At 55.8% G+C, this 14,022-nt stretch carries 15 protein-coding genes; 13 read left to right on the forward strand and 2 right to left on the reverse strand.

Annotated features, from left to right (window positions below; genetic code table 11):
• Positions 1–106 precede the first annotated feature (106 nt).
• Positions 107–730 carry a helix-turn-helix domain-containing protein gene (locus tag IM265_RS10235; RefSeq protein WP_028012518.1) on the forward strand — a complete coding sequence of 208 codons (624 nt, stop codon included), beginning with the start codon at positions 107–109 and terminating at the stop codon, positions 728–730.
• On the opposite strand, the gene IM265_RS10240 is transcribed toward IM265_RS10235, so the two are convergent.
• Both IM265_RS10240 and IM265_RS10245 read right to left on the reverse strand, forming a co-directional pair.
• Positions 731–1,369 carry a hypothetical protein gene (locus IM265_RS10240; protein WP_193030923.1) on the reverse strand — a complete coding sequence of 213 codons (639 nt, stop codon included), beginning with the start codon at positions 1,367–1,369 and terminating at the stop codon, positions 731–733.
• Positions 1,369–2,934, reverse strand: coding sequence for an ExeA family protein (locus IM265_RS10245; RefSeq protein WP_193030925.1), 1,566 nt, complete (start codon positions 2,932–2,934; stop codon positions 1,369–1,371). Before IM265_RS10245 ends, IM265_RS10240 begins: the two co-directional genes overlap by 1 nt.
• A 301-nt stretch (positions 2,935–3,235) precedes the next feature.
• Between IM265_RS10245 and gspC the strand changes: the two genes are divergently transcribed.
• Genes gspC through IM265_RS10305 form a run of 12 tightly spaced genes read left to right on the forward strand, consistent with a single transcriptional unit; the run spans position 3,236 to position 13,991 of the window.
• The gene (gene gspC / locus IM265_RS10250; RefSeq protein WP_041910664.1) at positions 3,236–3,967 is read left to right on the forward strand and encodes a type II secretion system protein GspC; all 732 of its coding nucleotides are present in this window, start codon (positions 3,236–3,238) and stop codon (positions 3,965–3,967) included.
• A gap of 13 nt (positions 3,968–3,980) precedes the next feature.
• Positions 3,981–5,915 (forward strand): type II secretion system secretin GspD, encoded by a 1,935-nt coding sequence (gene gspD / locus IM265_RS10255; RefSeq protein WP_048959671.1) that lies wholly within the window; start codon positions 3,981–3,983, stop codon positions 5,913–5,915.
• Between the two features lie 14 nt (positions 5,916–5,929).
• Positions 5,930–7,408, forward strand: a complete 1,479-nt coding sequence (gspE, locus tag IM265_RS10260) for a type II secretion system ATPase GspE (protein WP_088204918.1) — start codon at positions 5,930–5,932, stop codon at positions 7,406–7,408.
• Entirely contained in the window at positions 7,408–8,616 is a 1,209-nt protein-coding gene (gene gspF, locus IM265_RS10265) for a type II secretion system inner membrane protein GspF (protein ID WP_193030927.1), read from the forward strand. The genes gspE and gspF overlap by 1 nt, the downstream gene beginning before the upstream one ends.
• Positions 8,617–8,619: 3 nt before the next feature.
• Positions 8,620–9,069, forward strand: coding sequence for a type II secretion system major pseudopilin GspG (gspG, locus tag IM265_RS10270; RefSeq protein WP_028012525.1), 450 nt, complete (start codon positions 8,620–8,622; stop codon positions 9,067–9,069).
• Complete coding sequence (gene gspH / locus IM265_RS10275) at positions 9,069–9,554, forward strand: type II secretion system minor pseudopilin GspH (RefSeq protein ID WP_136486261.1); 486 nt, start codon at positions 9,069–9,071, stop codon at positions 9,552–9,554. Before gspG ends, gspH begins: the two co-directional genes overlap by 1 nt.
• Positions 9,547–9,924, forward strand: coding sequence for a type II secretion system minor pseudopilin GspI (gene gspI, locus IM265_RS10280; protein ID WP_028012527.1), 378 nt, complete (start codon positions 9,547–9,549; stop codon positions 9,922–9,924). The genes gspH and gspI overlap by 8 nt, the downstream gene beginning before the upstream one ends.
• Entirely contained in the window at positions 9,921–10,559 is a 639-nt protein-coding gene (gene gspJ / locus IM265_RS10285; protein ID WP_136486259.1) for a type II secretion system minor pseudopilin GspJ, read from the forward strand. Before gspI ends, gspJ begins: the two co-directional genes overlap by 4 nt.
• A complete protein-coding gene (gene gspK / locus IM265_RS10290) occupies positions 10,556–11,566 on the forward strand; it encodes a type II secretion system minor pseudopilin GspK (protein WP_045261800.1) in 1,011 nt (336 codons plus the stop codon). Before gspJ ends, gspK begins: the two co-directional genes overlap by 4 nt.
• A 15-nt stretch (positions 11,567–11,581) precedes the next feature.
• Positions 11,582–12,715, forward strand: coding sequence for a type II secretion system protein GspL (gene gspL / locus IM265_RS10295; RefSeq protein ID WP_100170544.1), 1,134 nt, complete (start codon positions 11,582–11,584; stop codon positions 12,713–12,715).
• Positions 12,712–13,197: a type II secretion system protein GspM gene (gspM, locus tag IM265_RS10300; protein WP_045261799.1), complete on the forward strand. Its 486-nt coding sequence runs from the start codon at positions 12,712–12,714 to the stop codon at positions 13,195–13,197. Before gspL ends, gspM begins: the two co-directional genes overlap by 4 nt.
• Positions 13,194–13,991: an A24 family peptidase gene (locus IM265_RS10305; RefSeq protein ID WP_047362778.1), complete on the forward strand. Its 798-nt coding sequence runs from the start codon at positions 13,194–13,196 to the stop codon at positions 13,989–13,991. The genes gspM and IM265_RS10305 overlap by 4 nt, the downstream gene beginning before the upstream one ends.
• Positions 13,992–14,022: the final 31 nt, after the last annotated feature.

Genomic DNA, 14,022 nt, shown 5'->3' on the forward strand with positions numbered 1-14,022 from the left:
TCTTATTTTCTCCTTGAGCCTTTCATCAGGAAAAGATTGTTGGTTTTCGGTTTTAATACCGCGGCCATGCTATGTCTAATAAATCTAATCTTAAATGGGTATAACAATGTTAAGCATTTACGGTAAAAAATTACGTCCACAACCTGAAATGGAAGCCATTATTTCTGCCACGGAAGGTTTTGAAGAGAAAACCTTAAAGAAATGGCAGAAAATTTCCACGGCTGACTCTCAGTATATTCATATTATCGTCAGCGGCGAAGTCGAATTCCGTCGTGAATCAGACGAACTCTGCATGTTTACCGTCACCGGACAGTGCGTGTTTGGCCTGTCCGCTATTTTCTATCAGTCAGCCCATATGTACGGCCTGGTCCGCGCAAACACCGTGGTACGCAGCATCAAAAAAGAGGCCTTCGCGCAGCTTATGACCGAGAAAAACCTGTGGCCTGAATTGACCAAAGTGCTCTCCTGGTACATCTGCCTGCTGAGCAAACGCGATGATGTTCTGGTCGCCCGTAGCGCCTATTCTGTGGTCCGCGAATTCCTCTACGAAATTAATGAGCTGATTGTTCACCAACAGCGCGATATTAATATCTATGACTATATTCAGGAATATACCAACCTGGCCCGCAGTACCATTATTAAAATCCTCTCCGACCTGAAAAAAGGTCAATATATTGTGGTGGAGAAAGGTCGTCTGCTTAACCTCACCACGCTGCCTGAAAAATATTAACTACTCCAGCCGGTCTCCTTTTTTACTCAAAGGAGACTGGACGTTATCGTTATGCAACAAACTGCTTTGCGATTGATCCTGCGTTTCGTCAACCGGCGGCGCGGGAATTTTGCCTTGAGAATAATCCTGCTCTTGTTCTTTCAACGCCTGCTTAAACAATTCGGCTAACGAAGCATCCTCACTTCCCGACGACGCGGTGGCGTTTTCGTGCGCCTCGGTTCCCGGCAGGGTATCACGCGAGGTATCGTGCCCGGCATCCTGCGGCACGGTGCTGTCAGGGGCCTGTTGCCAGTCAGCATCATCGGTGCTTATCGGCAGATCCTGCATGGGCGGCATCTCTTCCCGTACCGGCGCCGGTTTAGGATGCGGATGCGGGAACGGTTTACTCACGTACACATAATGCATATCGGAAAGCTGCGTTTCCGGTTTAGCGACGCTCGCTTTTACCGGTTCCGGGGCCGGGTGGCGAAAATTCCAGTAAATATGCGCGTACAGCCCTGCCATGACCAGGGCGCACAAACCCATTACCCATAAAAAGGTATGACCGCAAATTTTTCTCAGGCTGGGGAGGCGGTACGAAAACCAGACCGCCTCTCCGGTGGTGTAGCTGCGCTGAGCCGCAAGACAGATGGTAGACATTAGGAATGCTTCTCCTGCGTGTTGGCGTCCGGTGTGGCATGCGTGGCCTGAATCAACACGCTCGGCGTGGTATGGGTTTCACGCATTAACTGCATCAGCGTATCTTCCCCTGGAATGCCATCCACATGCAGATGCATTTTTTGCTGGAACTCGCGGGTGCGTTTCATCATCTCAGCCGTCCAGGTCTGAGCATGGGTTTCAGGCTGGCCAAGAGCCAGACTCAGCGCCTGATCCAGCCAGCCCATGTCTTTCGCATCGCTGGCGGCGCTGATGGCATCTTTGCCTTCCGGCGTCAGGCGATGCAGCTGGGTAAAGTTACCGGTGGCATGCTGGTTAAACCAGCTGCGGCTCACCTGCCATGTGCGGTTATTCATCAGCAGATCCATCGAGTCATCGCCTACGCGGGCGACAACAGCGTAGTTAAGATGGTTACCGGTTTTGAGTTCACTGACCCACGGATAACCCTCCTGTGCTAGCGTATCCGGTGAAGCGTTGCCCTGTTTACACATCAGATTGACCTTCCCGGCGTTCTGACACAGCGCATCATCCGCGGAGGCGTCATACCCCCACATCAGGTACAGCTGGTGCATCGCATCCGGCTGATTAACCACTTCATTGTCGATAACCGGCACGACAGGCGCGTCGGCTTTTGGCTTCTGCTGTTTCCAGCTCGCCGGTACGGGAAGCTGAATCGGCAGTTTTGCATTGATTGAGGCGGTTAAATACCATCCGCAGGCGGCGAACAGAACCGAGGCGAACAATCCCACGGTCGTCAGGCGCTTACCGTGTTTTTTCGCCGGGAGGATCTCGCCTGCCGCCAGGCGTAAATGACGCGGGCTGACCTGCGCTGCACGTTCGGTCCAGGCCGCGAGCATTGACAGGTGCGCCAGTTCATTCAGTTTGCTGATGTTGCCTTTGGTCAGCGCGTGCATCTTGCGCACGCGCGCCGGGGTTAGCGGCGAATTCTCGCACCCGTGTTCTTCACACTGCGCCTGCACATAGCTGAGAAATTCCCGGCAGGTCAGGGGACGCAATGTATGACGGGTATGGGCATATTCGCGAAGTTCAGATGGGTGTAAGAGGGCGGCTTCCTGATCCGCGCTGCCCATCAGCACGATGGACAGACGGAACTCCAGCTCCTGAGCACGCGTAAGCAACATCCCCAGCACCTCACGGCAGGTCTCCTTCATCGCTTCCGCGTGACGGATGACCAGGGTTTTGCTGCGGTTTTTTCCGCCCTGCCACTGATGCAGCACGGCATCCACCGCCTGAATGCGGCTCTTGCTCTCTTTCGTTCCCGGGTTGAGCTTGTACAGCAGGCTACTGGCACTCAGCTTAGGAAACGCGTTGATGGCAATGGCGCCAGGAAGGCTGGCCTTCAGCGCATCGCTGAAGTGGCCCAGCAGCGGTGCGTCGTTGCAAAAGAGCCCGATAATTCCCGCCACCTGGCTTTTCTCTTTCAGCAGGTTGAATACGTCCTGATGATAAGGCACCAGAAAATCGCCGGAGAAACCCGTGATTGTTCTGAATGGCGGTTGTTTAAATTTAAAGTGGCTCTGATACATAACGACTTACCGTCTCTGATTAGGAATAGCAACAGGACGAGAAAGTAAAGCAACGCCACAGGGTGGTCAATTTGCGCACAGGGTAAAAATATCCAGTTGCAATGACCTAACATCCCGATTTTATTTGGTCAATAGTTTTTTTTATTAAAGTTAATGGCGAAGTCGATGGTCGTATTTACGGCAGTTAATTACTATTTTTCACACATATTGGCGCAGCCCGACGCTGCTTATTTCCGCTTTGCTAAAGGCCAGATGAAAAATGAGGTTCTCATTTCTGTCACGGTGGATAACGCCTTGTATTATGTTTGTGCTGTTAATTTTTTGCGGCCAGCAAGGCTATCTGACGTTTAAAGATTATAAAAAAGTTACGAATAAGTTGGCTAAATCTGATGAACAGCCGCTGAAAAATCGTCGTGAAGAAAAGACATTTACTCTGTTCACGGCTGCGGTGCGTCAGGATAACTTACCGGCTGCCGCGAAAGCCCCGCTGGCAGCGGAAATTGAAGGAATTGTCAGCAGTGACGATGCCTGGCTCTCCTTTGCGGTGATTAAAACCCCGGCAGGCCAGCGCAGCTATCGCGAAGGCGAGCCGCTGACCGGTTTTAACGATGCCTTTATTCAGGAAATTAACAAAGACAATGTGGTGGTTAATTATGAAGGTGCTACGCAGGTACTGGCGTTAAATAAGCCTGACTATTTTAAGGGCGGCGTTGACAGCGGCCCGGTAACCAAATCGACGAAAGATGCAGGCGCGGAAAGCGTGCATCTGGATGATTATCTGGTGTTAAAACCGGTAATCGAAAAAGGCCAACTGGAAGGCTACAACATCAATCCAAGGAATGCCTCAGCGTTCTTCAGCCATTCCGGGCTGGAAAAGGGCGACGTGGCTGTGAAAGTCAACTCTGTCGATATGACCGATGAAGCAAAGGCAAAAAGTATTATTGCCAACTGGTCGAAAATGAAAGAAGCGGAGGTCGTCGTCAGACGTCACGCTCACCTTGAAAATATTCGGGTTAATGTTCTAAACAATTAACAAGTGTACAGACATGAAGAAATTTCCTTGGGCGTGCGTGGCGCTGACCGCATTGTCGTTATATTCCAGTTCGCTGCTTGCAGCCAACTTTAGCGCGAGCTTTAAAAATACCGATATCCGCGAGTTTATCGATACGGTAGGCCGCAATCTTAACAAAACCATTCTCGTCGACCCGTCCGTTCAGGGCACGGTGTCGGTCAGAACCTATAACGTGCTGACGGAAGATGAGTATTACCAGTTCTTCCTGAGCGTGCTGGACCTGTACGGTCTGTCTGTCATCCCGATGGACAACGGCATGGTGAAAGTGGTGCGCTCAAGCGTAGCCCGCACCGCCGGGGCCCCGCTGGCCGACAGCAAAAATCCGGGCAAAGGCGATGAGATCATCACCCGCGTCGTGCGCATGGAAAACGTGCCGGTGCGTGAGCTGGCGCCGCTGCTGCGCCAGCTGAACGATGCCACCGGTATCGGTAACGTGGTGCATTTTGAGCCGTCGAACGTCCTGCTGTTAACCGGGAAAGCCTCGGTGGTGAACCGCCTGGTGGATCTGGTGCAGCGCGTCGACAGAGACGGCATTCAGCGTCGCGAAATCGTGCCGCTACGCTTTGCGTCCGCCAAAGAGCTCTCCGACATGTTGAACAACCTCAACAACGAAGAGCAGAAGGGGCAGAATGCGCCGCAGCTCGCCACCAAGGTGGTAGCGGATGACGAGACCAACAGCCTGGTGATCAGCGGTTCGGAAGATGCGCGCATGCGCACCCGTTCCCTGATCCATCAGCTGGATCGCGAGCAGAACAACGAGGGGAATACCCGCGTCTTCTACCTCAAATACGCCAGCGCCACCAAAGTGGTTCCGGTGCTGACCGGTATTGGCGAGCAGCTGAAAGACAAGGCGGGTGCGCCGAAGTCGAAAACCGCCACGGCGGCCAGCGATCTGAATATTAGCGCCGACGAGTCAACGAACTCGCTGGTGATCACCGCGCAGCCTAACGTGATGAACTCCCTGGAGAAGGTGATCGACAAGCTCGACATTCGCCGTCCGCAGGTGCTGGTGGAAGCGATCATTGCTGAAGTGCAGGACGGTAACGGCCTGGATCTCGGCGTGCAGTGGACCAGCAAACACGGCGGCGTGCAGTTCGGCTCAACCGGCCTGCCTATCAGCCAGATTAAAAACGGCACCATGAAGGGGGCAAGCTTCACCGGCCTGGCGACCGGTTTCTTCAACGGCGACTTCGGCGCCCTGATGACCGCGCTCTCCACCGACGGTAAAAACGACATTCTCTCCACGCCGAGCGTGGTCACGCTGGATAACAAAGAAGCGTCGTTTAACGTGGGCCAGGACGTGCCGGTCCTTGCCGGTTCGCAGACCACCAGCGGCGACAACGTCTTTAACTCCGTTGAGCGTAAGACCGTCGGTACCAAGCTGAAAATTGTGCCGCAGATTAACGACGGTGACATGATCCACCTGAAGATTGAGCAGGAAGTCTCCAGCGTTGACAACAGCGCGACGGAAGACGCCAGCCTCGGCCCAACCTTCAACACTCGCACCATTAATAACGAAGTGATGGTCCACAGTGGCCAGACGGTGGTGCTCGGCGGCCTGATGGAAAACGTCACCAAGCAGTCGGTTTCCAAAGTGCCGCTGCTCGGCGATATCCCGCTGGTGGGCCAGCTGTTCCGCTACACCTCGCAGGACACGTCGAAACGCAACCTGATGGTGTTTATCCATACCACCGTCCTGCGTGACGACGACAACTACAGCGCCGCGTCGAAAGAGAAATATGACCAGATCCGCGTTCGCCAGATGCAGCGCGTGGAGGAGAAAAAGCTCGGCATTATTGAGCCAGCGGATAACGCCATTCTGCCCGCGTTTCCGTCTGCCGACACTAAGACGGCCACCCATGCCGCACCGGTGAAAACCAGCGCGACACGCAATCCGTTTAAAGAGTAAGGCGGAGGGGCAACGTGGACGAACTGAGTAAAACACTGTGTAGCAGCAGCTACGCAAAAGATAACGGCGTTTTATTTTATAACAATGACGTCTATATCCGTGATGACACCCCGGCATTTGCACTGCTGGAAGTGCGCCGGGTGCTGGGACGCGCGTTCGTCCCGGTCACCCTCACGCCGGAAGCGTTTGACGAGATGCTGGCCAAAATCTGGCAGCAGAGCAGCGGCGTCTCGCAGCAGCTGGTGGACGATATGGACGCCGATATCGACCTGATGGCGTTAACCGAGGAGATCCCGGATAACGAAGATCTGCTCGATAACGACGAAAACTCGCCGGTAATCCGCCTGATCAACGCCATTCTCGGCGAGGCGGTGAAGGACGGCGCGTCGGATATTCATATCGAAACCTTCGAGCGCACGCTGAGCATTCGCTTCCGCGTTGACGGCGTGCTGCGCCCGGTGCTGCAGCCGGCGCGCAAGCTCGCGCCGCTGCTGGTATCGCGCATCAAGGTCATGTCAAAACTCGACATCGCCGAGAAGCGCCTGCCGCAGGATGGCCGTATCTCCCTGCGCATTGGCCGCAAGGCGATCGACGTGCGCGTCTCGACCATTCCGTCCCAGTACGGCGAGCGCGTGGTGATGCGTCTGCTCGATAAAAGCAATCTCAAGCCCGACATCAACAAGCTGGGCCTGATTGATGAAGAGCTGGAGAAGCTGAAAGGGCTGATTGACCGCCCGCACGGCATTATCCTGGTCACCGGGCCGACAGGCTCCGGTAAAAGTACCACCCTGTACGCCATTCTTTCGGCGCTGAACGGTCACGAACGCAACATTCTGACCGTAGAAGACCCGATTGAATACGAGCTGGAAGGGGTGGGGCAGACGCAGGTTAACCCGCGCGTGGACATGACCTTTGCCCGCGGGCTGCGCGCCATTCTGCGTCAGGACCCGGACGTGGTGATGATCGGGGAAATTCGTGACGGTGAGACCGCGCAAATTGCGGTGCAGGCGTCGCTTACCGGTCACCTGGTCATGTCTACGCTGCACACCAACAGCGCCGCAGGGGCGATAACCCGCCTGCGGGATATGGGGCTGGAATCCTTTTTAATCGGTTCATCGTTGCTCGGTGTCATTGCCCAGCGTCTGGTGCGTCGGCTGTGTACGCACTGCCGGATCACCAGTCCGCTGGATGCCAATGAAAAAGCGCTGTTCAGCTTTATGGACGCGCCGCCAAAAGCGATTTACCGCGCGGTGGGCTGTGAACACTGCCGCCAGAGCGGCTATCAGGGCCGGGCCGGTATTCATGAGTTCCTGGTGGTGGACAGCACCATGCGCCGCGCCATTCATGAAGATAAGGACGAAATGTCCATCGAGACGCAGCTCTTTAAGCAGGCTTACAGCCTGCGTGAAAACGGGCTGCTGAAGGTGATTAGCGGCGTGACCTCGCTGGAAGAGGTGATGCGCGTCACCGCCGAGCGTGGGGGGGATGCGTAATGGCCTTCTACGCCTGGACCGCAACGGACGGCGCGGGGAAAACCCAGCGCGGCACGCTGCAGGCCGAGGGGCAAAAGCAGGTTCGCCAGTGGCTTCGCGAGCAAAAGCTGATGCCCGTCAGCATCAACGAAACCCGCGAGGCGGCGGCGTCCGGTAAAGCGAAAACCGGCGCAAAGCTCTCCACGCCGGTGCTGTCGATGTTTACCCGCCAGCTTTCGACGCTGGTCAACGCCGCGCTGCCGCTGGAAAGCGCCCTGAAGGCTATCTCGAAGCAGACGGAGGACAAAAAGCTGGCGGCGATGGTGGTGGAGATCCGCGAGAAAGTAGTGGAAGGCCACACGCTGTTCGACGCGTTTAGCCAGTTCCCGCGCACCTTCGACAAGCTCTACTGCACCCTGGTGATGGCCGGCGAAAAAACCGGCCACCTGGGCGACGTGCTGGAGAAGCTGGCGGAGTACAACGAGCAGCGCCAGAAGATGAAAAGCAAGCTGACGCAGGCGATGGTCTACCCGATTACCCTGTCCGTGGTCGCCATCGCGGTCATCAGCATTCTGCTGGTGGCGGTGGTGCCGCAGGTGATCGAGCAGTTCACCCACATGAAGCAGCAGCTGCCGATCACCACCCGCACGCTGATTGCGGTGAGTGATTTTCTGCAGGCGTACGGGATCTACATCGTGGGGATCCTCGGCGGCGGGTTTGTCGGCTTTAAGACCTGGCTGAGAAACGCCAAAAACCGTTTTCGCTGGCACAGCTGGCTGGTGAACGGCTCGCCGATCAAAAAGCTGGTATGCGCCATCAACAGCGCCCGCTATATCCGCACCCTGAGCATTTTGCAGGCCAGCAGCGTGCCGCTGCTGGAGGGGATGTACATCGCGATGGACGGTATCGAAAACCTCTACGCCCGGCAGGTGCTGGAGCAGGCGGCGGATACCGTGCGTCAGGGGGCATCGCTCTATGCCGCGCTGGAACAGGCGAAATTATTCCCGCCAACCATGCTGTATATGATTGCCTCCGGCGAAGAGAGCGGGGAATTAGGCAATTTAATGGACCGCGCGGCGGAAAACCAGGAATCGGCATTGCAGCATCGAATTACATTAACGCTGTCGGTATTTGAACCGGCGCTGGTGGTATCCATGGCGACGATTGTTTTATTCATCGTGCTGTCAATATTACAACCGCTTCTGCAACTTAATAATATGGTAGGTTAAATCATGGCTTTAAAACGTAAAAACCTGGCGCGTCAGGCGGGTTTCACCTTGCTCGAATTAATGGTGGTCATTGTTATTCTCGGCGTACTGGCGAGCATGGTGGTGCCAAACTTAATGGGCAATAAAGAAAAAGCAGATACGCAAAAAGCAACCAGCGATATTGTCGCGCTCGAAGGTTCGCTGGATATGTATAAGCTGGATAACCACCGCTACCCGACAACCGAGCAGGGTTTACAGGCGCTGGTAACCAAGCCTGAAATCGCGCCAATCCCGAACGGCTACCGTGCTGATGGCTATATCCGTCGCCTGCCGCAGGACCCGTGGGGCGGAGATTATATTCTGGTTAGCCCGGGCGAACACGGCGCGGTCGACGTCTTCTCCGCCGGTCCGGACGGTGAAGCCAATACCGCCGATGATATTACGAACTGGTCTCTGGATAAGAAAGAGAAATAATGAATAAACAACGCGGCTTTACGTTGCTGGAAATTATTCTGGCGCTGGTGATATTTGCCAGCTGCGCCATGATGGTGGTGTCAACAATACCTTCACGCAGCGGTGCGGATATATTTGGCCAGCAATTAAAAGCCCTCGTTGATTATGGTTCAGACCGTGCGGTGATGGACGGAAATATCGTCGGGCTGGTCATCACGACGGATAATTATCAGCTGGTAACGCTCGAGGATAAAAACGGCGAACGTCACTGGGTGCCGTTATCCGCCGGGCGTATTACCACAAAAGGCAATTTCCCGGAAGAGATGCACGTTTCGCTTTCGCCCCAGCGCCTTGCCGCCACGGTAAGCGCCGATCCGCAGGTGCTCTTTTTACCGGACGGCGAAATCAGCCGCTTCACGCTGACGCTGCAAAGCTATGACAAACAGCACCATTTCCGCGTGGTGTCGCAAGGCGCTGCGCCTGTATCGGTAGAGAACGATGGCTAACGGCAAAAAGCAAAAGGGGATGACGCTGCTGGAGGTGATGGTCGCGCTGGTGATCTTCTCCACCGCCGCGCTGGCGCTGATGAACTCCGTCTCCCTGAACGTGCGTTTCACTCACGGCCTGGCCGACACGCTGCAGGCCAGCTGGGTGGCGGAAAATCAGCTGGCGGAAGCGCAGCTCACGAAAACCGACTTCCCGGACGCCGAGGCGCAGGGGACGGAAATCATGGGCGGGCGCAGCTGGAACTGGCGCAAGCAGCGGGTGAAAACCGCCGACAACGGCTGGGCGAACGCCATTCGCGTCTACGCGGAAGGGGACGACAGCCAGCCGGTTATCGCTTTGCAAATCGTTCCGCCGGGAGAGAGCAAGTGAAAAAAACGCGACGCCAGCGCGGGTTTACCCTGCTGGAGATCATGATTGCCCTGACCATTTTCGCGGTGATCAGCACCCTGGCCTGGCAAATTCTGGACGGCGCAATGCGCACCAGTTCGGCAACCGACGCCAGCGCCGCGAAGCTCAATCAGCTGCAGCGGGCCTGGAATCTGATGGAGCGCGATTTCTACCAACTGCAGGCGCGCGCCCCGCGTAACGAGCCGGATCTGTTTCGTCAGGTGGATGATGCGCTTGAGCTGACCACGCTGAATGGCGTGAGCGGAACGATCCAGCTGGAGCGTGTGCGCTGGCGCCTGGAAGATGGGAGTCTGTATCGCGACGTCTGGCCGGTGATTGATGGCCCGGTGGACGCGAAGCCCGATGAAGTGCCGATTGTCAGTGAGGTGAAATCGCTGCAGTGGCGTTTTTACCGTCAGGGCTGGCAGAAAAGCTGGAGCGACCCGGCGCATCTGCCGGACGGCGTGGAGCTGACGCTGACCATGGAAAACGGCGATACCTGGCGCTGGGTCTTTACGACCCCGGGCGATATGCCTGAAGCGGCGGCGACGCCCGCCGCTGCGCCAGAGACCGCGCCTGCGCCGGTGGCGGCACCGGCACCGGAAGCAAAATCATGAGTGCATTACGTAAACAGAAAGGGGTAGCGCTGCTGGTGGTGCTGATCCTGCTGGTCATGATGTCGGCGCTGGCCGCCAAAATTAGCCAGCAGTTCTGTCGCAATCTGCAGAAAACCCATTATCAGGTCAGCCAGCAGCAGTTGCGCTGGGCGATGCAGGCGCAGGAGAAGGTGGTGAAGGACCGCCTGCAGACCGACGCCACCGGTGAAAACAAGGCTCTGAACCTGGACGGCGACTGGCACCAGCCGCTGGAGACGCGGGGCGAAGATTACACGGTGGTCAGCCAGGTGGAAGACGCGCAGGACTGCTTTAACGTCAATAACCTGCTGGCCGCAGAGAAAATACCACAGGGGCAAAACGCGCCCGCCGTGCCGGAAAAACCGCGCAACGAGCAGATTGTTGAACAGATCCTGACGGAAAGCGGCATCAGCCACACTACGGCAGAAGAGGTGTATCAACAGCTGGTGGACTATCTCGATGGCGACGCGACGACGGCCAAAGACGGTGCAGAGAGCGATGCCTGGGCGGGCGTTGTGCCCGCCCGACAGCCCGCGAACCAGATGATGCGCACCATTGCGGAGATCAAACAGCTGCCCGCGTTCCCGGTAGCGGCATATCCGAAGGTGAGCAAGCTGCTCTGCGCGCTGCCGGACTCTGCCAGCAAGGTGGATGTGAACACCCTGAAACCGGAACAGGCCGCCTTACTGGCCGCGCTGTTCCCCGGAAAATTAACGGAAGATGATGCCGTTCGCCTGATTGATTCGCGTCCAGAAACCGGCTGGGAAAATATGGAAACCTTCAGCAAAGCGCTGGAGCAGACCTTCCCGCAGTTGAAAGACGATCTCCCGCAGGTGGCTGAGCTTCTCTCCATCAGCAGCCGGTATTTCCGCGTGAACTATACCGGCAATACCGATGAATTAACGCTTCGCGTGGTTAGCCAGCTTCAGGTCAATAACGAGGCCGGTGAGATCGTGACGTGGCAACGTCGTTACCGAATGATTGAATAAGAAAAGTAGATCGCTATGAAACAGGTACTTTTTGTTCGTCCCGATAACCGCGAGGGCGGGAAAATAATGGGGTGTGTCTCCGGCAGCCAGCAGGTTGAGACGCTGGAGAGCCTGGACGCGCTGGCGGATCACCCACTGGCGGCCCGTGTTTGTCTGCTGCTGCCCGCCAGCAGCATGATCTTCCGCCATTTTACGCTGCCGAAGAAAGTCGCCTCTCAGGCGACGGCATTCTCCTGGATGGCGGAAGAGACGCTGATTGGCGAGGTGGATAATCTCCACTGGACGGTGCTGAACAAAAAAGGCGCTGAGGTTGATGCGGTGGCGATAGACGCCGATCTGCTGCGCGGGTGGTTAAGCCGCTGTCAGGAGGCGGGGTTAAAAGTGATCCAGGTGCTGCCGGATGCCTGGCTGCTGCCCGTGACGGCTGGCGGAAGTACTCTTGTCGCTCAGGACGACGGCTACTGGCTACGTTTATCACCGCATGTTGCCAGCGAAATGGAAGCGAGCCTGCTGCCGCTTCTGATGCAGAAGGCCGGAGAGGGGGAGGTGTGCTGTTACGGCGAAGCGCCTGCTGGTGTGGACGTCGACATCGCCCAGCCCTGGCAGCATCCGTTGGTGCTGATCCAGCCGCAGTGGCAGGCCTGTCGCGTGAATCTGCTTCACGGTGAATTCAGCCTTAAGGCCGGTAACGGGCGCGTCGCGAAAAGCATGAAAGCCGCAGTGGCGATTGCGGGCCTGCTGTCCGTTGGCCTGCTGCTGGGGCCGCGCGTTGCGATGGCCTGGATGCTGGTGCAGCAGGAAAACCAGATACAGGAGGAGATCCTCCAGGTGTATAAGCACCATTTCCCCAGCATGCGTCACCAGACCAATATCAAATATCACTTTGGTCAGAACGTCAAAAAACAGAGTAAGGGGATCTTCCTTCAGCTGGACGAGCTGGCGGCCGCCCGGCAGTCAGTGCCTGCGATGGAAATCGATCTGCTGGAATACGATGCGCAGCAAAACACGCTGACGCTGAGCGTCAGCGCGCAAAACCAGCCCGCGTTGCAGGCGTTTGTTAACCAGACCCGTGAGAATTTCGATTTTACCTTACAGCCTGTTTCAACCACCGAACCCTATACCGCCATGATCGCAGGGAAACATAAATGAAAGAGCGAATCGCGCAGCTGAAATCACGCTACCAGAACTACAGCGCCCGGGAGAAAGTTATTTTAAAACTCTGCATCGTTGCCCTGCTTGGGGCTGCAGTGTATTACGCAGGAGTCATCCCTTTGGATAATATGATTCAAAATAGTAAATCGACGCTTAAAAGACAAAAAGAGACGCTTAACTGGATGCGCAATGAAATTGATAAAAATCATCTTCAGGTTCAGTTAGTCAAAACGGATAATCCTCGCACAGTGGTCGAGAAAAGCGCTAATGAAATTAACCTGTCGCTGACGGACGTCCGCCAGGAGGGACAAACTTTATCGTTCGTGGTTAATCGGGTAAATGTTTATGAATTAAAAAACTGGCTGCGCGAAATTAATCAAACCTCCGGCGTCAGATTGCAAAAAATAAACCTTACGCCGGTTGACCATCTCAGCGATGTAAAAGCGCAGGTGCAGCTCACCTGGGCAAAAAACGCATGAATACCTTCTCGCTGATCCGGGAGGCCTGCCCGGTTAGTTTTCCGATAATGAGTGCGATCCTGGGCGGGATTATGGGCAGTTTTCTTGGCGTTGTTGCCGAGCGCCTGCCGGGGATCGTGATGGATGAAGAGGGAAGCGGCAATCTGCTCTTTCCTGCCTCGCACTGTCCGGTGTGCCAGCACACGCTTGCTGCATGGGAAAATATCCCCCTGGTCAGCTGGCTGTTATTACGGGGACGCTGCCACCAGTGCGGCACGACCATCCCGCTGCGGTTATTTTTGATCGAATTTTTCTCGGCGCTGTTTTTTGGCGTTACGGCCTGGTGCATGCCGGACGTTCAGGGGTTGTTTTCGCTGTGGTTACTCGCGCTGTTTTTACTGCCACTGGCGATGATCGACTGGCAGCATCAGCTTCTCCCGGACTGCCTGACCCAGCCGCTGTTGTGGGCAGGTCTCTTACTCCATGCATTTGACCACAGATTGCCGTTGCAGGACGCGCTGTTCGGTGCGGTAGCAGGCTATCTGTCGCTCTGGCTGCTCTACTGGGCCTTTCGCCTGCTGACAGGGCGGGAAGGGCTGGGCTACGGCGATTTTAAGCTGCTGGCGGCCTTAGGCGCCTGGTGCGGCTGGCAGGCGCTGCCTTCAATTGAACTTGCCGCAGCGTTGAGCGGTATCGCGGGCTATTTCGCGTTAAATAATTTAAATAAAAATAACCTCACTATTTCTTTCGGACCCTATCTGTCATTTGCTGGAATAGTCGTGTTTATTGGACAGCAGTTTGCTTTCATATTTTAAATATACAGGTCAAGTTTTTTTATAAGTTTTT

The sequence above is a fragment of the Enterobacter cloacae complex sp. P17RS genome (genome assembly GCF_014895885.1).
Lineage (GTDB): Bacteria > Pseudomonadota > Gammaproteobacteria > Enterobacterales > Enterobacteriaceae > Enterobacter > Enterobacter bugandensis.